Below are 22779 nucleotides of genomic sequence, written 5' to 3' on the forward strand. Positions count from 1 at the left end.
AAAATTATCCTCAGTCCTGCATTTCGGTCTGGCGTTCGACAGGGTCGATCAGCACGGCTTTCTGCTGGCGCACCAGCAGGTCGAGAATTTCATCCTGGCGCTCGCCAAGAATCCCGTTGAAGCTGATGCCACTGGATTTGGTCGGCGCGAGCATGGACACGCGGTACAACTCGACGCTCAGCGGCGAGTCGATGGCCAGCGGTCCGCTGCCATTGCCGGCCAGTTCACCGCCGACCACGATCAGCGACACCTGGGCGTCGAACGGGTCGAGCTTGATGTCTCGGTCGGTGTCGCTCAGGTCCTTGATGTGGCCGTAAACGCCGGTCAGGCCGTTGGCCATGGCGAGGTTTTCGTAGAGGCGAATGTTCACGCTGTTACGAATCCGGATGCCGTGGCGCTTGTTGCCCATCACCTTGTTGCCGTAGATCAGGTTGTCGGCACTCTCGTAGAGGGTGATGCCGTCGGTGTGGTTCTTGTAGATCTCGTTGTAGGCGATCAGGTTGTTCACGCTGTTACGGTCGATGACCAGCCCCGAGAGGTGGTTGTCGTAGCTGCGGTTGTTGAAGATGAAGCTGTCGTTGACCTCACGGGAAATGATGATCCCGTGCTTCTTCTTGGTCCCGTAGACGGTGTTGTCGGCGATGATCAGGCCATGCGACCGGTCATGCGGGTCAATGCCGTAGACGATGTTGTCTTTGTAGGTGTTGCCCTTGACCACGAAGTCGCGGGTTTCGTAGCAGTAGAAGCCGTACCACATGTCCGAGAACTCGGAGCCGACGATCCAGCCGGTCGGTTCAGGGCGCTTGAGCACCTTGGCCATGTTCGGCGTGTACTGGGAAATACTCACGCCGTAGGACTTACTGTTGGCGTAGCCGAAACTGGCGATCTTGCTGTTCGCGATGTAGGTTTCGGTGCCGCCCCAGGACAGCAGGAACGGACGAAATTCTTTCGGCGTCTTGAACAGCGCCGGGCCGTTGTTCTTCTCGCTCCACCCAGTGATCTTGGTGTCGCGCACAAACAACTGGCCGTCGTTGACCAGGAACGAACCGGCCTCTTGGGACAGGCGCAGTTCCTGGGTCTGTTTGTCGATTTCGAGGATGCCCTTGCGACCGACCACGATCGGCAACTTCGCCAGGTACACGCCCGGCGAGGTTTCGCTGATGTACTTGGGTTCTTTCTTCGCCAGGTCCTTGAGGTTCATGTAGCCGTCGTCGACGAAGATCGCTTGCGGGATGCCGTGCTGACGCACCACCCACTCGGCCATCTTGTTGTCGCCGCCGATGAAGTCCTTCAAGGCGTCTTCCTGCATCATCCGGCGCACGCTGGCCTTGCCCGGTTTGCTGCGCACGATTTTCGCCGCGATGGCTTCGGCGGTGTAGCCGGACGTGTCCGGCAGCGTGGGCTTGGCCAACTCCAGCGGCTCGGTCGGTGCGCTGCTGACGGTGTAGGTCTTGGCTTGTTGCAGCCCCTTGGCCAGGGTGGTCGGCTGGCCTTTTTGCGCAGGCGCCGTCGGCTCTGCACTGGCGAAGGCGACCGAGCTGGCCAGCAGCATCGCGCCGGCCAGCAAAGAGATCGAACCTCTCTTCGGATAGGTCATGTCGGGCACTCCTTTCGCGGCTCGCATCAGAAGCGCCAGATCACGTCGATGAACGCGCGGTGCATGTACGAATCGACTTCTTTGCCGTAGGCATCGCCGGGCTTGAACACACCGCCACGGAAACGCACCAGGGCCGAAGGCTCATCGATCGACTGGCTCAAAGCGGCAGGCAACAGCCCTTGCTTGAAGTACTTGGTGACCACCAGGTCCATTTCCTGACCGAGGTCTTTGTTGCCATCTTGCAGCGGCAGGGACGTGCTGGAGAGGATCGCGCCGGTGGCGTCGTCGGTGTTGTTCTCGACGGCGTTGATCCCGTTGCTGCCCACCGGCTTGCTGCCGTCCACGCGCCAGAACTTGTGGTACACGAGGCTGGCGTCGTATTCGTCGTTGAGCATCCACGAACCAAACAGGGTCGCGGTTTGCATGTTGTTCATTTCGCCACGGAAGGCTTCGCCGAAACGGTGAACCCGCGAGCGAGTACCGGTGTAGTTCGAGCGGTTGCTTTCCAGGCCGTTCTGTTGGTAATCGGCGCTGGCGCGGGCATAGGCTGCACCGACTTGCCATTGCGGATCGAGGCGCAGACGCAAGCCGACGTCGGTGGCCCAGCCGTTGAGGTCTTCACCGGTCTTGGCTTCGGTCGGGCGAGTGCCGTCGGCATTCAGCGCGTTGACCGTATCGGTGTCGCCGCTCATACCGGTGATGCTGCCCCAGTAGTTGACGGTGTTGGTGTTGCGCCAGTTGTAGGCGTCGCTGTCGGCGGTGAGGCCGAGCCAGCTGATGTCACCGTTCTGTTTCTTGTCCAGCGAGTCGCCGGCCACACCCGGTTCCGGGTAGTCGAGCTTGCCGTCATCGTGGGTGTGATGACCACGGATGCCGACCCAATTGCCCGGGGTCCACTGATACGCAGCGTCGGCGTAGGCGTGCAGGCGATCCTTGTCTTTTGGCGCCAGCTCTTTCAAGTCGGTGCGGTATTCGCTGAAGCGTTCGGCGACACCGGCGTTGGCGCGCAACAGGGTGGTGTCGAAGGTCCAGTTCAGGGCTTCGATGTTGGTGTCGCGGAACTGGCCGTCGTCATTGCGCAGGCGCTGGCGACCGAGCTTGAGCATCTCGCCCGGGTAAGGTGTGAGGCCGCTGTAGCCGACCCAGAACTCACGCATGGCCAGGTAGTTTTTCTTCGACTTGCGATCACCGTTGTCGGTGGCCTGGGTGGTGTCGTCGGCTTGTTGCAGGGTGTCGGTTTCGATGATGTCGGTGGACGTCACCGCCTGACCCATCGCATAGGCGCTCCACGCGCCACGTTCGCCGTAGACCCATGGTCGCAGGTCGAGGCCCAGGCCGTTGACGTCGCCGCCCTTGGCGGTGCCGAGGTCGGCGTCGTCTTCGGACTGGCCGGTGATTTTCACTTCCAGACCGTAGTTCTTCGCATCGGTCATCGCGGCCAGGGTCGGGCACGACCACAGCAGGGCGAAGGTCAGGCCAATACCGGCCTGCACAAAGGGATTCAATTTCATAATTTTTCCTCGCCGTCTTCTTCTTGCAGGGCTTGCAGATCCAGCTTGTTCTGGCTCGAGGCGCCACGAACGGCCTGTTCTTGTTTCAACAGGCGTTGGGCCTCGGCGAGCTGGGCAGGCGGCAGTTGGGCTTCGAGTGTTGTCGCAAGCTCAGTGGCTTGCGGGGTGTCCTGAGCCTTGGCCAGCTGGCTGAAGACGTAAGCGTTGACCGGGTTGGGCTTGGTGCCCTTGCCTTGGGAAAACAGTTGCGCGATGGCGAAGTCGGCGCTGTTCTGGCCGTTGCGCGCAGCGGTCAGCAGGTGATCCAGAGCCTTCTGGGAATAGACCTTGCCCAGGTAACCACGGCGGTAGATCTGGCCAAGGTAGTAATCGGCGGCCACTTCACGGCCCACGGCTTTCTGGAAGTGTTCTTCGGCGACCTTGGCGTCGGCCGGCACCCATTTGCCTTCGTAGTAGAGCTTGCCCAGCAGCAGTTCGGCGCGGGGTTGGTCCGCGGCGCGACCGTTGTCCAGGTACTGCATCATTTTGTCGACGTCACCCAGTTCCGGGAAGTCGTAGAGCAGTTGCGCCAGGCTGACCCAGGAAGCGGGGTAGCCAGGGGCGATGTCTTCGAGCAGCGACTGCGCGGTTTTCTCGTCGGTCTTGCCCAGGGTTGCATCGCCCAAAACGCGAGCGACGCTGTCGACGCGTTGAGCGCTAACGGTGCCGCGAGTGTGAGCGGCTTGCATCTGTTTGATCAGCTCGGCGGTTTGCTCTGGCTTGGCTTGTTTTTGGTAAACCGTGGCCAGTTCGACGTAGCAGATGTCGGTGGTGTTCAGCGCCGCCTTGCAGATGCTTTCCACTTCGTCCAGGTGCTGGTCGTAAGTGCCCTGGGTGCGATAGAGCAGCACTTGGGCCAGACCCGCTTCCGGCTTGCCTTCGGCGCGCCATTTACTGATCTGCTGCTGGGCGTTGACGTTCGGGAAACTGTGCGGGTATTGCAGGTACAGCATGGCCAGCGGGATCAGGGTGTTGCCTTCGCCATTGGCCCCGGCTTTTTTCAACAGGCCTTCGGCTTCGTGCTGTTCGGCTTCGGTGGAACCGGGCTTGGCCACCAGCAGGCGACCGAGGCGAGCCTGGGCTCGGGGCGAGACGTCGACCGCGGCGCGGTAAGTCGCCTCGGCCTGTTTCATCTGCGCCGGGTCACGGCTGTCGACCTGGATATCGGCGAGGCCAACCTGTGCTTCGCTGTAGCCCAGGTCTGCCAGTTGCTGGTAGTTCTGCTGAGCCAGCGCGGTGTCGCCGCGCTTGAGCGCTTCGTTCGCCAGGCGTTGGTCGGGCAGGCCGGCGCAACCGGCCAGGGCAATTGCCATGGCCAGGGTCAGCGGGACCGGCAGGATTCTGAGTGGGCTCGTCACAGGCATGTCCTCTGCTTAAATACCGGCGGCCATGGCTTTGTCGATCAGCCAGTTCAGGTTCGGGCCACGATCGCTGTTCACTTCCACCGGGCGACCGGCGAAGGTGCTGCTCAGCGGCTCGTCAGGCTTGATCTGTACGCGGATGTCGGAAGACAGGTCGGCACTTTTCAGGCTGGTGCTGCTGACGATCTTGCCGGTGCGGATCTTGTCTTCGCCGGCGATTTCGAAGGTCACCGGTGCACCTGGACGCACGTCGGCGAACTGGCGATAGGTGAAGCGCGCATCGATGTTGGCTTCGCTGTTACGCGGCACCAGGGTGAAGATCACGTCGCCCTTGCTGGCGTACTGACCGTTGGCGACCAGTTGCTGGGCCACGGTGCAATCGCACGGGGAAGTCAGGGTGCCGGTCATTTGTTTGCCGAACAGTTCTTCAACCTTGGCCGGTTGCAACTGGTCTTCGTCCAGATGGCCCTTGAGCACGTCGAGCATGCTGGTGCTGAAGGTCGCCAGCGGCGCGCCTTTGGCGGCGATGCCGTCGTCTTTGATCAGGCTCTGCACGGTGCCATCGCGAGGCATGGTGATGTTCATGCCCGGGACGCTGACGATGCCGGCCTGGGCATGGCTGACGAAGTACATGCCGTACACCGACTTGAAGATGAAACCGAAGGCGGCGAGGCCGACGAGGAAGATCGCGAAGCTGAAGGTCACCGCACGCAGACGACCGAATGGGGTCATGCCGTGGCCGCCATCCTTGACCTTGCGTGCCTTGGTGAAGTTGTCGCGCTGCAGGGTCGCCAGTACTTCACCCATGCTGACGATGTCGCCGGACAGGTGGGAGGTGATCAAGTGGCGCAGGGTCGAGATGTCTTGGGATTCCAGGTTCTGGAACTGGCAGCCGACACGCCCGGTCGGGCGATCGAAGGAGCGGATCTGCAACTCCACGTCCATGGCCAGGCCAAGGTTATCGATGACGAATTGCAGACGAGCCTTGTACACCTCGCCGATTTTCAGCGGCATTTGACCGGCGTTGAACGCCAGGCCGCCAGCGGACAGGTCGAGGACCCGGGCATCGACCGGAGTCCGGTCAGGGCCGAAGAACCGCAGCTTGGCCGGGATTTTCACTCGGGCATGTTGGCGCTGGGCTTCAGATTCGTGCACTACGTTGGCGTTGACGGCGGTATTCATAGGGGCAATGTCCTGGTTAATTCAATAAGGGGGCGGTCAGACCATCATCAACAGCACGGCGACGAAAATGCTGCCGGCGGAGAAGGTCATGGTCCGAGACGACCAGGTGTTGAACCAACGTTGAAAGCTGGCGAGATCACGGGTCAATTTGGTGTCCTGGCGAGTCCAGGATTGTTGGTCGAGGCGGAAGAACACGTAGATCTTCACCAGCGCGCCGACGATCTGGTTGTAATAGAGAATCATCGGGTAGGCCGGGCCGATCCGGTGACCGGAGCACGACAGCAGCAGGGTCAGGATCAGGCGGGTGATGCCGATCCACAGCAGGTACGCGAGGATGAACGCGGCGCCGTACTTGAAGCTGGCGATGATCGCCACCGTCAGGCCGAGCAGGGAGGTCCACATCGACACACGCTGGTCGAACAGCACCACCGAGGTGAACAGACCAAGGCGTTTCATCCCCAGGCCCAGGGCGCGGGAGTTCTGGCGCAGGTTGTTGCCGTACCAGCGGAACATCAGTTTGCGGCTGGCTTTGATGAAGCTTTTTTCCGGCGGGTGTTCCACGGTGTGGATCGCCGCGTCGGGCACGTAGAAGGTGTCGTAGCCCAGGCGCATCAGGCTGAACCAGCTCGACTTGTCGTCACCGGTCAGGAACTTGAAGCGGCCCAGGCGCCAGTGTTGCAGCGAGTCGCTTTCCACGTCGGCGATGAAGTCCGGGTCGGTCACGACCGTGGCGCGGAACACCGACATCCGCCCGGTCATGGTCAGCACGCGCTTGGACAAAGCCATCGAGCACATGTTGATGTGGCGTTGGGCGAAACGCAGTTTGTGCCACTCGGCCATGACGTAGCCGCCGCGCACTTCGCAGAACTCGTTGGTGGTCAGGCCGCCGACGTTGCCGAACAGCTGGAACCACGGCACGGTCTTGAGCACGACGCCCGGAGCAAGCACGGTGTCGCCATCGATCACTGCAACCACGGCGCGGTCGTCCGGCAAGTGGCGGGAGATGGCGCGGAAGCCGTAGGCCAGGCCGTCGCGTTTGCCGGTGCCGGGAATGCGCACGAAGTCGAGCTTGACCCGGTCCGGCGGATTCATCCGGGACCAGAGGCTCTTGACCAGCTTCTCATCGGACATTTCCACGATGGAGCAGACCATGGTGGCCGGCAGGCCGCAGTCGATCGCTTCGCGAATCACCGAGGCGTAGACCTGGGCGGTGGTCAGCGCGTCGATACGGAAGCTGGTGACCATCAGGAACACGTGGGACGGGTCTGCCGCTTTACCCAGCTTGCGCACTTTGCGCCGCAGGTGCGGGTAGACCACGTACAGGAACAGCATGCCGCGCAGAAAGTGCGTGGCACCCATCGAGTAACGCCAGATCCCGATGAAACCGATCAGGAAAATGAAGTCCTTCGACTCGGAGTCGAACGTGGACGAAGGCAACGCCATGGCGATGCCCATCAATAAACTTAGGTAAAACAGCCAACCGGCGGCCTGAAGTAGGCCGTGTTTTAGCCTGTGCATAATCGGAATCCTAAAGTCAGTTGAAAGCTTCAAGCCTCAAGCTGCAAGTGAAGAGCGCTTAACTTGCCGCTTGAAGCTTGTCGCTTATTGCTGCTTTACCAGCAGATCCCTTCGGTACGACCGGTGACGCTGGTGGCTTGGGACATGAAGCCGACCAGGTCGATCACTTGCTTGCCGTGTGGAGCCTGTTCCGCCAGGGCGCGGAATTTCTCGTCACGGTTGCCAAGGATGATCACGTCGGAGTTGTTGATCACTTCGTCGAAGTCGGAGTTGAGCAGCGACGAAACGTGCGGGATCTTCGACTCGATGTAGTCCTTGTTCGCACCGTGGACACGGGCGTACTCGACGTTGCTGTCGTAGATGCTCAGGTCGTAACCCTTGCCGATCAGCATTTCCGCCAGGTCGACCAGCGGGCTTTCGCGCAGGTCATCGGTGCCGGCCTTGAAGCTCAGACCGAGCAGGGCGACTTTGCGTTTGTCGTGGCTGGAAACGATGTCGAAAGCGTTCTGCACTTGCGACACGTTGCTGCGCATCAGCGAGTTGAGCAGCGGCGCATCGACGTCCAGGGAACCGGCGCGGAAGGTCAGGGCACGCACGTCTTTCGGCAGGCAGGAACCGCCGAACGCGAAGCCTGGACGCATGTAGTACTGCGACAGGTTCAGGGTTTTGTCCTGGCAGACCACTTCCATCACTTCGCGACCGTCGACGCCGACCGCCTTGGCGATGTTGCCGATCTCGTTGGCGAAGGTCACTTTGGTGGCGTGCCACACGTTGCAGGTGTACTTGATCATCTCGGCAACGGCGATGTCCTTGCGGATGATCGGTGCGTCGAGTTCTTCGTACAGGGCTTGCAGCACGTCGCCGCTGGCCTTGTCGAATTCGCCGATGACGGTCATCGGTGGCAGGTCGTAGTCGGCGATCGCGGTGCTTTCACGCAGGAACTCAGGGTTGACCGCCACGCCGAAGTCGACGCCGGCTTTCTTGCCGGAGCAGTCTTCGAGAATCGGGATGACAACGTTTGCGACGGTGCCCGGCAATACGGTGCTGCGAACTACGATGGTGTGGCGGGTGGTCTTGTCGCGCAGGACAAAACCGATCTCGCGGCACACCGCTTCGATGTAGTTCAGTTCCAGGTCGCCGTTCTTCTTGCTCGGCGTACCGACGCAGATCATCGACAGGTCGGTGTCGCGAATCGCCTCGGCGAAGTTGGTCGTGCCGCGCAGTTTGCCCGTCTCGATGCCCTTCTGCAGAAGCTCGCCCAGACCCGGTTCAACGATCGGCGATTTGCCGGCGTTGATCATATCGATCTTGTCTTTGGCAACATCAACGCCAATGACGTCATGGCCACGTGCAGACAGGCAACCGGCACATACTGCACCGACGTAACCCAAACCAAATATGCTGATGCGCATCGCATTTACCTCTGTAATTATTAAGCCATTAGATGGCCGGAGTTAATGGTGTTCAGCGGTCGTAGTGCACTCGCAAGTGCAGCCTTACAGGCGCCACAATGCAGCGTGCAGGCATACTAAGTTCCGAGTGACTAAATAAGTGCACTCAAGATGTGCGCAACTAGGCCTTGTTATTGTGATGTGCCCTGTTATGCATCCTGTGCCCTGTTAGCAGGGCCGTGGTGCAAAGGTTTTGCGCGCTCAATGCCAGGCGTGAGGCCCGTAAATCAAGCGGTTGGGTGCTCGGGTGGAGCACGTTTATAGGGGCGCTGCCTTGGCCGTATAGGGGATAGTAATGGTGCGTATCTCCTGTCCTATATGTGTTGTCCAAATAAGAGGTCATTAAGCGGAAGTTAGTGTGACAACTTGGCTACATGGTTCTCGTCTCTGCGTAAGTTATCTCCTACACGTTCAGGGAGAATCGTTACCGGTGGTATGAGCGACGCATTTGGACATAGTTCCTGTCCGCCCATCGCGAATTCTGAAATTTCTTGAAATATTGAGAAAGATGGCACTGCTTTCAAACTGATAGCACTTACCGTTTGGCCCTTTATATATAGGGTAATTATCGAATCAGATGGGTAAGTGCCACCATTGTTAAAAAATGTCAGTGCCACTACTGAAAAAAATCATGATTGTCGAGTGAAACAAAAGTTAGAAATTGGGGTGATGTATTTTTGGCGCCAGTGAACTGACGAAACAGGCGGGGAATTGTTGGACGATCAGACGGCGTGCACGACCAGCGGTCGTGCGCCGAAAGTGTGCGTTACTCGGGAGCGTGGTCGCGCAGGAATACCAGATTGTCCGGTTTCGACTGCTCGGCACTGTAGCGATAACCCTGAACATCAAACTGCTTGAGGTCGGCCGGGTCGTTGATGCGCTCTTCGATGACGAAACGGCTCATCATCCCGCGAGCCTTCTTCGCGTAGAAGCTGATGATTTTGTACTGGCCGTTCTTCATGTCCTTGAAATCGGTATTGATGATGCGCGCGTTCAGGGCGTTGCGTTTGACCGCCGAGAAGTACTCGTTGGAGGCCAGGTTCAGCAGCACATCGTCGCCCTGATCGGCCAGCGCTTCGTTCAGCCATTCGCTGATTCGCGTGCCCCAGAAGGCGTACAGGTCCTTGCCACGGGCATTGGCCAGTTTGGTGCCCATTTCCAGCCGATAAGGCTGCATCAGGTCCAGCGGGCGCAGCAGGCCGTAGAGGCCAGAGAGCATGCGCAAATGCTGCTGGGCGTAATCGAAGTCGGCTTCGCTGAAGGTTTGCGCGTTCAGGCCGGTGTACACGTCGCCCTTGAAGGCCAGCAGTGCCTGCTTGGCGTTTTCCGGGGTGAACGCCGGGGTCCAGCTGCCGAAACGCGCGGCGTTGAGCCCGCCGATCTTGTCGGAGACGTGCATCAACTCGCTGATTTGCGCCGGCGTGAGGTCGCGCAGCTGCATGATCAGCTCCTGGGAATGGTCCAGGTATTGCGGCTGGGTGAAGCGCTGGGTGGCCGGCGGTGTTTCGTAATCGAGGGTCTTGGCGGGGGAAATCACCATCAGCATGAAGTCGTCTCCTTTAATCGTGCGGCGATTCTAGGGGGTTGCGCTTGATGACTCCAGCTATCAAGTCCATAGGTGATCGGTGGTTTGACTGGACGGGCTTTTGTGGCGAGGGAGCTTGCTCCCGCTGGAGCGCGAAGCGGTCGCATGATTGCTGCACAGGTTTCACCTGAAGGAATGAGGTCGCGGGCTTTGGGTCTGCTTCGCAGCCCAGCGGGAGCAAGCTCCCTCGCCACAATGGGTTCAGTGCTGCTGCGGGAATGTCGGCGGGATCAGCTATAGTGCCGCGCGGGTTTTGTTATGGAGACATCCCATTGCGTATCGTTCTTTTATTCTCGGCCTGGCTCTTGAGCTTTGGCGCCCTGGCGACGCCTGGCGACGTGGCGACGCCTGGCGACGTGGCGACGCTGGATCGTAGCACCTGGCCGGAACAACTCACCAGCCCGACCCTGTTCGACGTCGCCTCCCGGGCCGAAATCCTCATGTTTGCCCGGGTGCTGCTGGCCAGCGAGTCCCTGAATGAAGCGAGCCTGGCCCAGCGCCTGGGCCTGCGCACGATCAATCTGGACTCGATCAACGCCCTACGCGAGCGTATGTGGCAGCGCTTGCTGACCAACTACAACTTCGCCCAGCAGAGCTGCGACCAGGATGCGTCGTTCTGTTTCCTGGTCGAAGACCTGCCGACCCTGCGCGAGCAAGCGGCCAAGTTCGTGGTCAGCGACGACAGCTTCTATATCAAGTGGTCCGAGCCGAGCCGGTTATTCCACGCCCAGTACCTCGACGAGCAGTTGCGCAAGGCCGCGCTGTTTCCGCAAACCAGCAGTGAAGTCGATCGTTTTGGCGACTATGAGCGCAATGGCGACGAGATGCATGACCGGCTGTTTCTGCTGACCTTCGACAGCGCCGCCAATGCCGTGCCGGACAACACCGGGTGGGTGACCGAGTACCTGCGCAAGTCCAACATGAACGGCACGTTCTTCGTCCTCGGCAAGGACATCCAGGCGCGGCTGGCCGATCGTTCGGTGGCGAGCCTGCAAGCCATGTATTCACAGCAATGCCTCGGCGTGCAGGGCTGGGAGTTCCGCTCCCACAGCCATTGGCAGGACTGGCAGGACTCGGTGCGGCGCAGCGCCGACCTGGTCAAGAGCAAGCTCCCGGAGAACTACGTGCCGCTGTTCCGCCCGCCCGATGGTCAACGGCGTTCCGATGCCCAGGGCTTCTTCGAGTCCCAGGGTTTGCAGGTGGCTTTGTGGGACATCGATCCCCAGGACGGCGCCGGCAAGCTCAAGGGCCCACAAAGCGCACAACGGGTGCTGACCCTGATGCTGTTGTGGCGCCACGGCGTGATCAATTTCAATGTGAAGCAGGACGCGGTGAAAACGTCGATGCCCTGGCTGATCGCGCAAACGGCGCAAAGCGGGATCGGTTGGCAGGACTGTCAGGTGGCGTTTCGCTGAAAGCGGGAAAAGCCCGAAAACGTTGAGGCAGAGGGCAGGGCGGGGTGATTTTGGAAGGAATTTCGATGCAGGCGGACTTCCGACTTTAACGGCACAATGCCTGCACGCCAAGGGCTATTCGTCACTCTGAAAAATAAACTTCAAAAAAACGTCAAAGTGCTTTTTTCTGTCATGGGTTTTGGAGTATTACGAAGACAGACCGCCGAAACCTGCAACACAGGTGGCGTCTTCCAAGACCCATTTGTGAGCAGTTCACTTGAGTCCCAACAGGTGAATTCGGTGGCCACTTCGAGGCGCAGCACTGTCACGGTATTGCGTCGAATGGCTCCCACAAAGGTGACCGAGTATGGATGATCACGGACGTAGTTCTTCCTCCAACCAGCCAATCCTTTATGTACTCGATACCAACGTATTGATTCACGATCCAAACGCCCTGCTTAACTTCGAAGAACACCACGTTGCGATCCCGATGACCGTGCTTGAGGAGCTGGATAAGCTCAAGAGCGGGCATCACAGCGTTGCGGCCGAATGCCGTCAGGCGATCCGCCTGATCGACAAGACCCTGGGCGATGCCAGCCCGGAAGATGTCGAACTCGGTGTGCCGATCCAGCGCGGCAAGAGTGGGCCCAAGGGTTTGCTGTCAATTCTGATGAGCAAGCGCGCCGAGCCGAACATCATCTTGCCCGAGCACCTGAACGACAACATCATCATCAACCAGTTGATCGACCTGCACGCGCGCGAACCCAAACTGCCCGTGGTGCTGGTCACCAAAGACATCAACATGCGCCTCAAGGCCCGAGCGTGCGGGATCGCGGCCGAGGACTACAGCACCGACCAACTGGTCGACGACGTTTCGCTGCTGCCTAACGGCTACCACAACATGACCGGCTCCTTCTGGGACCTCGTGAGCAAGGTCGAAACCCGTCAGGACCACGGCCGCACCTGGCATCAGGTGAAGCTGATCGACAACCTGCCGGCAGTGCACATCAACGAATTCATCATCGACGAACAAGGGTTTGTCGGCTGGATCAAGGAAATCGAAGAGGACCGCCTGCTGATTCTCGACCTGCATCAGGAACCCCTGTTGCACCAGGAAGCCTGGGGCCTGAAACCGCGTGACATCTATCAGAGCCTGGCGCTCTACGCCTTACTCGATCCAGACATTCATTTGGTCAACCTGTCCGGCGCCGCCGGTTCCGGTAAAACCATCCTGGCCCTGGCCGCTGCCATCGAGCAGACCATGGTCAGCAAACGCTATCGCCGGATCATCGCGACGCGTAGCGTGCAGGGCCTGGACCAGGAGATCGGCTTCCTGCCCGGCACCGAAGCGGAAAAAATGGAGCCTTGGCTGGGCGCCATCACCGACAACCTCGAAGCCTTGCACATGGATGACGAAAACACCCATGGCAGCGTGGACTACATCCTCAGCAAAGTGCCGTTGCAGTTCAAATCCCTCAACTACATCCGGGGTCGCAGCTTCCAGCAGAGCCTGATTTTGATCGACGAATGCCAGAACCTCACGCCGCACCAGATGAAAACCATCATCACCCGTGCCGGCGCCGGTTCGAAAGTGGTGTGCCTGGGCAACCTGGCACAGATCGACACCCCTTACCTGTCCGCGACCAGCTCCGGGCTGACCTACCTGACTGAACGCTTCAAGGATTTCCCTAACGGTGTACACATCACCCTGCAAGGGGTGCCACGTTCGATTCTGGCCGAATACGCAGAGACTCATCTCTAAGCTGCAAGCTTTAAGCTGCAAGCCGCAAGTTTCAGGCGAACCAAGTGAACCTCACTTAGCGCTTGAAGCTTGCGGCTTTTGGCTGCTTAAATGCTTTCCTCCATACCTGCAGCTACTGCGCTTTTCACTTGCCGCTCGTAGCTTGCCGCTTGTAGCTGCCTCAAGGAGGCCTCGTGCTGACTCATCTCGATTCCCAAGGTCGCGCCAACATGGTCGACGTCACTGAAAAAGCCGTGACGTTCCGTGAAGCGACCGCCCAGGCGCTGGTGCGCATGCAGCCCGAAACCCTGCAGATGATCGTCAGCGGCGATCACCCCAAGGGTGATGTGTTCGCCGTGGCGCGCATTGCCGGCATTCAAGCGGCGAAGAAAACCAGCGATCTGATTCCCCTGTGCCACCCGTTGATGCTCACCGGCGTCAAGGTCGAACTCAGTGCCGAAGGCGACGATACCGTGCGCATCGTCGCGCGTTGCAAGTTGTCCGGGCAGACCGGCGTCGAAATGGAAGCCCTGACCGCCGCCAGTGTCGCCGCGCTGACCATCTATGACATGTGCAAGGCCGTTGACCGGGGCATGACCATTGAAAGCGTGCGGCTGCTGGAGAAACTCGGCGGCAAGAGCGGGCACTTCCAGGCAGATCCGTCATGAAGGTCACGGTGAAGTTTTTTGCCCGTTACCGCGAAGCCCTGGGCGTGGACTCGGTCAAGGTTGAAGGCGACTTCGCCACGGTCGATGACGTGCGGGCGCTGCTGGCGCAACGCGACGGTGCCGACGTGTTGAGCGAACAAAACCTGATGTGCGCCCGCAACGAAGACCTTTGCCAGCTCGATGAGCCGGTGGTCGACGGCGATGAAGTGGCGTTCTTTCCGACCGTGACCGGGGGCTGAGCATGGCGATTCGCGTGCAAGCCACGGCGTTCGATCCGGGGTCTGAAGTCAACGCCATGCACGCCGCCAATGTCGGCGTCGGCGCGGTGGTGAGTTTTGTCGGCTACGTGCGCGACTTCAATGACGGGCTCGATGTTGCCGGGATGTTCCTCGAACACTATCCAGGCATGACCGAAAAGGCCCTGGGCAAGATTGCACTGGAGGCCGAACAGCGCTGGCCGCTGCTCAAGCTGGAAGTGCTGCACCGCATCGGCGCTCTGGAACCGGGCGAGCCGATCGTCTTCGTCGGCGCCGCCAGCGCCCACCGCCAGGCCGCGTTCGATGCCTGCGCCTTCGTCATGGATTACCTGAAAACCCGCGCGCCGTTCTGGAAGAAAGAAAACACCAGCGACGGACCGCGCTGGGTGGAAGGGCGCGACAGTGATCATGCGGCGGCGGATCGTTGGAAGAAATAATTTTGCAGCGCGCTTAAGTACGCCTTCGCGGGCAAGCCTCGCTCCTACACGGTTGTTGTCGATCACAAATGTTGTGGACGACACAAAACCTGTAGGAGCGAGGCTTGCCCGCGAAGAGGCCCTCCGCACCACCAAAAATCCCCCCTGACTCACCACCCGACCAGAAGCGCAGCAGATCCACGCACGCGATTGACGATTTGTACGTAAAAGTCCAGTATGGAATTACAAGTACAAAAAGTACCCGTTCCAGCTCTTCTTCTCTCTTGCCAAACCAACAACAACCCGCGAGAAAACGAACATGAAGAAATTCCCACTCATTACCGGTCTGGCCCTGAGCCTGTTGGCGTGCAGCAGCGTGTTCGCCGCCGAGAAAACCCTGCGCATCGGCATCGAAGCGGCGTATCCACCGTTCGCCTCCAAGACCGACAAAGGCGAGATCGTCGGTTTCGACTACGACATCGGCAACGCCTTGTGCGCGCAGATGAAGGTCAAGTGCACCTGGGTCGAAGGTGAATTCGACGGTCTGATTCCTTCCCTGAAAGTGAAGAAAATCGACATGGCGCTGTCGTCCATGACCATCAACGAAGACCGCAAGAAGTCGGTGGATTTCACCCACAAGTACTACTTCACCTCCTCGCGGCTGGTGATGAAGGAAGGCGCGACGGTGGATGATCAGTACGCCAGCCTCAAGGGCAAGACCATTGGCGTGCAGCGCGCGACCACCACCGACCGTTACGCCACTGAGGTGTTCGAACCCAAGGGCATCAACGTCAAGCGCTACGGCAACAACGAAGAAATCTACATGGACCTGGCCGCCGGTCGCCTCGATGCGATTTTTGCCGACACCATTCCGCTCAGTGACTTTCTGTCGATGCCTCGCGGCAAGGGCTACGCGTTTGTCGGGCCGGAGCTGAAAGACCCGAAATACGTGGGCGAGGGCGCCGGGATTGCCGTGCGCAAGGGCAATACCGAATTGGTCAGCGAGCTGAATGCGGCGATTGATGGCATTCGTGCGAGTGGCGAATATCAGAAGATTTCCGACAAGTATTTCAAGTCTGATATCTACGGCGATTGATTAACCGCCTTCGCGGGCAAGCCTCGCGCCTACAGGTATACGCATTCCACCTGTAGGCGCGAGGCTTGCCCGCGAAGAGGCCCGCTCAAACAACACACCTCAAAATGCCTAACCCTTCAATTCCTTCAAATGCTTGTACACCGTCGCCCGCCCCATGTTCAGCACATTGGCCACATAGTTCGACGCACTTTTGCCCTTGAACGCCCCTTCAGCGTGCAGCGCTAGCACCAGCTCGCGCTTGTGATCGCGGGTCAGCACATTCAGGCTCAATTGACGTTCGCGCAGCCAGGCATGCAGGAAGGTGTTGATCCGCTCCTGCCAGTCATCGCGAAACAGGGCGTCCGGTTGCGGGATCAACTTGGTCGGCGACAGGAACAGATCCAGCGCCGCCTTGGCATTTTCGAACAGCGAAATATTCAGGTTGATGCACAGCACCGCCAGCGGGTGGCCGTCACTGTCACGCAGCACGCTGCTGAGGCTGCGAATCTTCTGACCGTCCCAATTGAGCTTTTCGTACGGCCCGATGTTTCGTTCGCTGACCTCTTCGCTGAGCATGTCCTCCAGCGCCGAGTCGTCACCGATTTCCCGTTTCGACAGGTTGTTGGCGATGTAATCGACTTTTTGCGTGCGCAAATCGTGCAGCACCACCTCGGCGTGAGGAAAGAACAGCGTGGCGATGGCGTCGGCGATCGCCCGGAAGTTGTCCAGGGCCAGGTCTTGTTCAGGTGCATTCATACAGGGAGCTCCAGGCAACGTCAGCGCCCCATCAAACAGGGCGCTGGAAGTTTGCCGCAATCGGGTCGGCACGTCACTCACGCGGCTCAGCCCAGGCGTGCCGGGGAGAGCATTGCGGCGTCCAGGCCGAATTGGCGCAGCTGTTGCGGCAAGGCTTCGCCGCGCACCAGCGCCGCGCTGGCCTGGCCCATGGCCGGTGAGGTCTGGATGCCGTAGCCCCCTTGCGCCGCAACCCAGAACAGTCCTGGCACCTGCGTGTCGAAACCGGACAGCAAATCACCGTCAGCCACGAAACTGCGCAGCCCGGCCCAGGTGCGGGTCGGGCGGCGGATGGTCAAGGTGGTGGCTTCTTCGATTTGGTAGATGCCCATGGCGATGTCCAGTTCTTCGGGCTGGACGTCGTGGGGTTCCACCGGGTCGGCGTTGGCGGGCGAACCGAGGAACATGCCGGCATCAGGCTTCATATAGAAGGATTCGTCGAGCGCCACCAGCATTGGCCAGTGGTGGATGTCCACGCCCTCGGGGCCGGCGAAGATGAACGCTGCGCGGCGTTTCGGTTGCAGGCCCAGTGATGCGGCGCCGGCCAGCGCACCGACCTTGTCGGCCCAGGCGCCGGCGGCGTTGATGATGATCGGTGCGGTGAAGGTCTGGCCGTTGGTCTGCACGTGCCATACACCGTCGGCGTCACGGGCCAGGCCCAGGACTTCGCTGTCGGTGTGGACTTCACCTTTATTGCGCTTGATCCCGCGCAGATAACCCTGGTGCAAGGCATCGGTATCGATGTCGCTGGCGGTCGGGTCGTAGATCGCGCCGTGGACTTTTTCCCGGCGCAGGATCGGCAGGCGTGCACAGGCTTCTTCGGCGCTGAGCAGTTGCATCTGCGGCACCGTGGCTTTGGCGCTCAGGTATTGATTGTTCAGCTCGGCCGGATCACCGGTGAAATCCACGGTCATCTCGCCACGTGGGGTCAGCAGCGGGTGATCGCAGAAACCGGCGGGCGGGGCGTCGAAGAAGTCGCGGCTGGCCTGGGTCAGCGCGCGCACTTGCGGTGTGCCATAAGCGGCGGTGTACAGCGCCGCCGAACGTCCGGTGGAGTGATAGGCCGGATGGGTTTCGCGCTCCAGCACGATGACGCGTGCGTGCTGCGACAGCCAGTACCCGGTGGAAGCGCCGGCAATCCCGCCGCCGATAATGATGAAGTCTGCCTGGCTCATGAACGTCTCCTGAAAAGGCGCTAATAATGTGTGTGCGTAGGAGCGAGGCTTGCCCGCGAAGGCGGTGTGTCAGTAGACAAATATGGAGACTGACACACTGCCTTCGCGGGCAAGCCTCACTCCTACAGGGGCGTGGTTAGTGCTGGAGGTGGTAAAGGGCATTGGCCAGCGCAATGTCTTCCAGGCCCAGGCCTATGGAGCGGAAGAACACATGACGGTCGTAGCCCGGACGCTGCACTTTCTCGCTGAGCAGATCCGGCAAGTCACCGACAATCGAATCTTTGTCCCAGCCATGCTGTTCACCGGCAATCAGCATTTCACCCGCCGAGCCCGGGGTGGTCTGACGATAGTCGCAGAACACCTGCATGTCGTTGAGGCTCTGGGGTGGCACTTCGTGGGCCCGTGGGGCGTTGGTGCTGATCGAGGTGATCAGGGCGGGTTTGCTCAGGGTGGCCGGATCGATCACCGGGCCGGCGGACGAGGTGCAGAGCATGATCACGTCGGCGTCGTGAATCGCCGCTTCGCGACTGTCGACGAGGCTCAGCCGTGAGTCGAGGCTTTGCAGGTGTGCCCGAGCCTCGGCATCCAGTTCGCTCAAGCCTGGCGAGAACAGGCTGATGCTCTGCCAGTCCCGCAGGTCCTTGACGTAGTGCAAATGCGCCTGGGCCACTTTGCCACTGCCGATAATCGCCAAACGTCGGGCGTTCAGCGGGGCGAGGGCGTCGACTGCTACGGCGGTGGTCGCGGCGGTGCGGGCGGTGGTCAGTTCCCCTGCATCGCACAGCAACAGCGGCTGGCCGGTTTGCATCGACATGAGCAACGTCCACGCGGTCACCAGCGGACCTTGTTCACGCACGATATAGGGCGAAGTCTTGATCCCGTAGACGCCATCTTCGGCCAACACGCCCAGATAGTTGATGAAGTCGCCTGCGCCCTGGGGGAATTCCACCAGTTGCTGCGCCGGTTGCACGGCTTGCCCGGCGGCCAGGTCGCGGAACAGTTTGCGCAGGATCTGCGGCACATCGACCTGGGCCAGCAGCTCGCGGGCCTGATGTTGGTGGATAACGTAGGGCGTACTGGACATGCTCGGCTCCGGGCGCTGAAAGTAAACTTATTTGTCCATTATGGACTTTTAGTGTTCTTGAGCAAGCCCTGTTAAAAAGCCGAGGCGAAAAAAAAGCGCAGTCCGTTGCCGGCTGCGCCTCCCTTCAGTGCGCCTGGGTTACGGGCGCTTGCGCTCAACCGCCCGCAGTAGATGCGTCGGTGGCGTTTCACAGCTGATTTTCTTGCCCAGCAGCGCCTCGATGGACGGTAGCTGGTAGGAGTCATCTTCCCCGGCGAAGCTGATGGACACGCCATCAGCGCCCGCACGCCCCGTCCGACCGATGCGGTGCACATAGTCGTCCGGCACTTCCGGCAGGGTGAAGTTAATCACGTGGCTGATGCCGTCGATGTGGATGCCGCGACCGGCAACATCGGTGGCCACCAGCACGCGGATCTTGCCTTCGCGGAAACCTTCCAGGGTCTTGATCCGCTTGTGCTGCGGCACATCGCCGGACAGCTGCGCAGCGTTGACGCCATCGCGCACCAGGCGTTCTTCGATGCGCCGCACTTCATCCTTGCGGTTGGCGAAGACCATCACCCGCTCCCAACCGTTGTCGGTGACCAGGTTGTAGAGCAGTTTGTATTTGTCGGCACCGGCCACGGCGTAGATATGTTGCTCGACGTTTTCGCTGGCCACGTTCTGCGCTTCGATCTCGACGATCGATGGCTCGGTGGTCCATTGCTTGGCCAGGTTCATCACGTCTTCGGTAAAGGTCGCGGAGAACAGCAGCGTCTGGCGCTCGTTCTTCGGCGGGGTCTGGCGAATGATCTGACGCACTTGCGGGATGAAACCCATGTCGAGCATGCGGTCGGCTTCGTCCAGGACCATCACTTCGACCATGTCCAGGTGCACGTCGCCGCGCTGGTTGAAGTCCAGCAGGCGGCCCGGGGTGGCGACGAGGATGTCGCAGTGACGGGCTTCGAGGTGCTTGAGCTGCTTGTCGAAGTCCATGCCGCCGACGAACGTCATGACGTTGAGGCCGGTGTACTTGGTCAGGTCGGCTGCGTCCTTGGCGATCTGCACCACCAGTTCGCGGGTCGGCGCAATGATCAGCGCCCGCGGTTCACCCATGTAACGCTCTTTCGGCGGCGGGGTTTCCAGCAACTGGGTGATGATCGAAATCAGGAACGCGGCGGTTTTGCCGGTGCCGGTCTGGGCGCGACCGATGGCGTCTTTGCCGGCCAGGGTGAAGCCCAGGACTTGCGCCTGGATCGGCGTGCAATACGGAAAGCCCAGGTCCTGGATGGCGTGCATCAGTTCCGGGGCGAGCTTGAAATCGTGGAAACGGGTCTTGCCTTCCATGGGCTCGACGGCGAAGTCTTCGAGTTTCCAGGGAATGACCGGGGCTTTTGGCTTGGGTTCGCGACGCGGTTTTGCAGGTTTCGGGGTTTCGCTGAGCGGTTGTTCGGCAGCGATTGCCTCGACAGGTGGGGCGGCCGGTGTGGTCACGGGCTCTTGTTTCGGTGCCGCTGCGGCTGCGGTCCGGCCAGGCTGACGACCGTCGGTGCGGTGGCTGGGGGTGTGAGACGGAGCGCTGGCGACTGGCGCGAGCTGCTCAGTCTCGCTTTTACCGAACATTTTTTTGAGTGCTTTGAGCACGGTCATCTCATCAATTGGTTAAGGAATGTACGCCGGCCAGTGTAATGCAAGAAACGGGCGCGGCGTAGCGGGATGATCAAAGGAAGCTAAAGGACGTTCTGTACATATAAAGAGTTAACGCAAGCGCTCGGCGAGCCAGACACCGATATCGCGAATTTCTTCGGGTAACACTTCGTGGCCCATTGGGTATTCCTGCCATGTCACGGTGACACCACGCTGCTTTAAATGCTCATAAGCGCTACGGCCCATGGCGTTTTGCACAACGTCATCGTACTGGCCGTGCAGGCTTAGCACCGGAATGCGTTGCTGGCTGGCGGACAGCTCCAGTTCATCGCTGAAGGTCGGTGCATAAGTCGACAGGGCAAGTACGCCGCCCAGCGGGCCCTGCCATTTCAGGAAAGCGCTGTGCAACACCACCGCGCCACCCTGGGAAAACCCGGCGAGAAAGATGCGCGAGGCGTCTATTCCGCTGGCCTTCTGCTCTTCGATCAACGCGATGACCATGTCCGCTGACTCATCCAGTTGCTCGCGGCTGATCGCACGCGCCGGGTTCATGGCCAATATGTCGTACCAGCTCGGCATCTCGTAGCCACCATTAATGGTGACAGCCCGGGTCGGCGCCTGGGGCAGAACGAAACGGGTGGTCAGCAAGCTTTCTTGAAGCGTTTCCGCCACCGGGAGAAAGTCGTAGCGGTCGGCGCCCAGGCCGTGCAGCCAGATAACGCAGGCGTTTACTGGCTTGCCGGGCTGAAGAATCAAGGGCTGGGTCATGTCTGCTCCAATTTTGTGCGTGCGCTCTCATTGAGTGCGAGATGTGAGTGCGCGTCTGGTTGATCAGTTAAGAAGATGTCGCAAGGCTACAAGTTTTGCTATTGACCTGTCGCTGAATCGCTTGAGCGAGCGGTGTGGTACGGCCTTTGCTATGGGGAAACCTGTGCAACCAATCTCGCGCCTGGCGGTAACACTATCAGTGTACTGCCGAGGACGGGATAGCAAAGAATCCGGTGATGGATGTTCGCCAGCGGCCGTTACGGGCTTAGCGAACGTGAAAGGGCTACAGCCCGTTCGGCCGATTGGTGAGAAGCGAGTGATCCATGATGTGGATTTTCTCCTAATAGACTCATAGCGACGGTCCTGACGTCGGTTGACCCCAAAAAAAGCCAACACGGGTCAACAATGCCTCAAAAGGGTGCGACGGGACTCAGCTCCGACACAACAAGAGCAAAACTGGAGGTTTGAATGAAAATGTTGAAATCCACCCTGGCTATCGTGACTGCAGCCGCAGTGCTCGGTGTCAGCGGGTTCGCTCAGGCGGGTGCAACCCTGGATGCAGTGCAGAAGAAAGGTTTCGTACAGTGCGGCGTGAGTGACGGCCTGCCGGGTTTCTCGGTTCCGGACTCCACCGGCAAGATCCTCGGGATCGACGCTGACGTCTGCCGTGCTGTGGCCGCTGCCATATTCGGCGACGCCAACAAGGTCAAGTTCAGCCAGTTGAACGCCAAGGAGCGCTTCACCGCGTTGCAGTCCGGCGAGATCGACATTCTCTCCCGTAACACCACCATGACCAGTTCCCGCGATGCGGGCATGGGCCTGAAATTCCCTGGCTTCATCACTTATTACGACGGCGTGGGCTTCCTGGCCAACAGCAAGCTGGGCGTGAAAAGTGCCAAGGAACTGGACGGTGCAACCATCTGCATCCAGGCCGGTACCACCACCGAGCTGAACGTTTCCGACTACTTCCGTGCCAACAACCTGAAGTACACCCCGATCACCTTCGATACCTCCGATGAAAGCGCCAAGTCGCTGGAATCCGGTCGTTGCGACGTGCTGACCTCCGACAAGTCGCAGCTCTACGCACAGCGCAGCAAACTGGCTTCGCCAAAAGACTACGTGGTACTGCCGGAAACCATCTCCAAAGAACCACTGGGTCCAGTCGTGCGTAACGGCGACGACGAGTGGCTGGCGATCGTTCGCTGGGTTGGCTACGCGCTGTTGAACACCGAAGAAGCCGGTGTTACCTCGAAAAACGTACTGGAACAAGCCAAGTCCACCAAGAACCCTGACGTTGCCCGTATGTTGGGTGCCGACGGTGAATACGGTAAGGACCTGAAACTGCCGAAGGACTGGGTCGTCAAGATCGTTTCCCAAGTCGGTAACTACGGCGAAATCTTTGAGAAAAACCTCGGCAAGAGCACCCCGCTGGAAATCGACCGTGGCCTGAACGCCCTGTGGACCAACGGCGGCATTCAATACGCACCACCAGTGCGCTGATGGTTCTATCACCCGGTGGGCCAACCACCGGGTGATGTT

At 59.9% G+C, this 22779-nt stretch carries 19 protein-coding genes; 7 read left to right on the plus strand and 12 right to left on the minus strand.

The features are described 5' to 3' along the window. Positions 1 to 10 precede the first annotated feature (10 nt). From algG to yaaA, 7 genes are all read right to left on the minus strand, one after another. Positions 11 to 1597, minus strand: a complete 1587-nt coding sequence (algG, locus tag ACY4LX_RS06360) for a mannuronan 5-epimerase AlgG (RefSeq protein WP_463259455.1) — start codon at positions 1595 to 1597, stop codon at positions 11 to 13. A gap of 26 nt (positions 1598 to 1623) precedes the next feature. Next, positions 1624 to 3108, minus strand: a complete 1485-nt coding sequence (locus ACY4LX_RS06365) for an alginate export family protein (protein ID WP_149657500.1) — start codon at positions 3106 to 3108, stop codon at positions 1624 to 1626. After that, positions 3105 to 4511, minus strand: a complete 1407-nt coding sequence (gene algK, locus ACY4LX_RS06370; RefSeq protein WP_149657499.1) for an alginate biosynthesis TPR repeat lipoprotein AlgK — start codon at positions 4509 to 4511, stop codon at positions 3105 to 3107. The genes ACY4LX_RS06365 and algK overlap by 4 nt, the downstream gene beginning before the upstream one ends. Positions 4512 to 4520: 9 nt before the next feature. Then, positions 4521 to 5690, minus strand: a complete 1170-nt coding sequence (locus ACY4LX_RS06375; protein WP_149657498.1) for an alginate biosynthesis protein Alg44 — start codon at positions 5688 to 5690, stop codon at positions 4521 to 4523. A gap of 36 nt (positions 5691 to 5726) precedes the next feature. Further along, the gene (alg8, locus tag ACY4LX_RS06380; RefSeq protein ID WP_149657497.1) at positions 5727 to 7208 is read right to left on the minus strand and encodes a mannuronan synthase; all 1482 of its coding nucleotides are present in this window, start codon (positions 7206 to 7208) and stop codon (positions 5727 to 5729) included. A 95-nt stretch (positions 7209 to 7303) separates the two neighbouring features. Continuing rightward, entirely contained in the window at positions 7304 to 8620 is a 1317-nt protein-coding gene (locus ACY4LX_RS06385) for a nucleotide sugar dehydrogenase (RefSeq protein WP_149657496.1), read from the minus strand. An 805-nt stretch (positions 8621 to 9425) separates the two neighbouring features. Continuing rightward, positions 9426 to 10205 (minus strand): peroxide stress protein YaaA, encoded by a 780-nt coding sequence (yaaA, locus tag ACY4LX_RS06390; protein ID WP_149657495.1) that lies wholly within the window; start codon positions 10203 to 10205, stop codon positions 9426 to 9428. 311 nt (positions 10206 to 10516) lie between these two features. On the opposite strand from yaaA, the gene ACY4LX_RS06395 reads away from it, so the two are divergent. The 6 genes from ACY4LX_RS06395 (at position 10517) to ACY4LX_RS06420 (ending at position 15816) form a co-directional block, all read left to right on the plus strand. Beyond that, entirely contained in the window at positions 10517 to 11659 is a 1143-nt protein-coding gene (locus tag ACY4LX_RS06395; RefSeq protein ID WP_463259456.1) for a polysaccharide deacetylase family protein, read from the plus strand. Positions 11660 to 12005: 346 nt separating this feature from the next. Continuing rightward, positions 12006 to 13400, plus strand: a complete 1395-nt coding sequence (locus ACY4LX_RS06400) for a PhoH family protein (RefSeq protein ID WP_054049712.1) — start codon at positions 12006 to 12008, stop codon at positions 13398 to 13400. A gap of 173 nt (positions 13401 to 13573) precedes the next feature. Next, a complete protein-coding gene (moaC, locus tag ACY4LX_RS06405; RefSeq protein WP_149657492.1) occupies positions 13574 to 14047 on the plus strand; it encodes a cyclic pyranopterin monophosphate synthase MoaC in 474 nt (157 codons plus the stop codon). Then, the gene (locus tag ACY4LX_RS06410; RefSeq protein WP_149657491.1) at positions 14044 to 14286 is read left to right on the plus strand and encodes a MoaD/ThiS family protein; all 243 of its coding nucleotides are present in this window, start codon (positions 14044 to 14046) and stop codon (positions 14284 to 14286) included. Before moaC ends, ACY4LX_RS06410 begins: the two co-directional genes overlap by 4 nt. 2 nt (positions 14287 to 14288) lie before the next feature. Further along, positions 14289 to 14741: a molybdopterin synthase catalytic subunit MoaE gene (moaE, locus tag ACY4LX_RS06415; protein WP_149657490.1), complete on the plus strand. Its 453-nt coding sequence runs from the start codon at positions 14289 to 14291 to the stop codon at positions 14739 to 14741. 298 nt (positions 14742 to 15039) lie between these two features. Beyond that, on the plus strand, positions 15040 to 15816 hold the full coding sequence (locus ACY4LX_RS06420) for an ABC transporter substrate-binding protein (protein WP_149657489.1): 777 nt from the start codon (positions 15040 to 15042) through the stop codon (positions 15814 to 15816). A 108-nt stretch (positions 15817 to 15924) separates the two neighbouring features. On the opposite strand, the gene ACY4LX_RS06425 is transcribed toward ACY4LX_RS06420, so the two are convergent. From ACY4LX_RS06425 to ACY4LX_RS06445, 5 genes are all read right to left on the minus strand, one after another. Beyond that, positions 15925 to 16551, minus strand: coding sequence for a helix-turn-helix transcriptional regulator (locus ACY4LX_RS06425; RefSeq protein ID WP_149657488.1), 627 nt, complete (start codon positions 16549 to 16551; stop codon positions 15925 to 15927). 86 nt (positions 16552 to 16637) lie between these two features. Then, a complete protein-coding gene (locus tag ACY4LX_RS06430) occupies positions 16638 to 17765 on the minus strand; it encodes an NAD(P)/FAD-dependent oxidoreductase (protein ID WP_149657487.1) in 1128 nt (375 codons plus the stop codon). Between the two features lie 136 nt (positions 17766 to 17901). Continuing rightward, positions 17902 to 18849, minus strand: a complete 948-nt coding sequence (locus tag ACY4LX_RS06435; RefSeq protein WP_463259457.1) for an ornithine cyclodeaminase family protein — start codon at positions 18847 to 18849, stop codon at positions 17902 to 17904. Between the two features lie 138 nt (positions 18850 to 18987). Continuing rightward, positions 18988 to 20475, minus strand: coding sequence for an ATP-dependent RNA helicase RhlB (gene rhlB / locus ACY4LX_RS06440; protein ID WP_463259458.1), 1488 nt, complete (start codon positions 20473 to 20475; stop codon positions 18988 to 18990). A 108-nt stretch (positions 20476 to 20583) separates the two neighbouring features. Beyond that, positions 20584 to 21240: an alpha/beta hydrolase gene (locus ACY4LX_RS06445; protein ID WP_463259459.1), complete on the minus strand. Its 657-nt coding sequence runs from the start codon at positions 21238 to 21240 to the stop codon at positions 20584 to 20586. 468 nt (positions 21241 to 21708) lie between these two features. Between ACY4LX_RS06445 and ACY4LX_RS06450 the strand changes: the two genes are divergently transcribed. After that, positions 21709 to 22740, plus strand: coding sequence for an amino acid ABC transporter substrate-binding protein (locus ACY4LX_RS06450; RefSeq protein ID WP_463259460.1), 1032 nt, complete (start codon positions 21709 to 21711; stop codon positions 22738 to 22740). Positions 22741 to 22779 lie beyond the last annotated feature (39 nt).

The sequence above is a fragment of the Pseudomonas sp. Emmai genome (assembly GCF_055179735.1).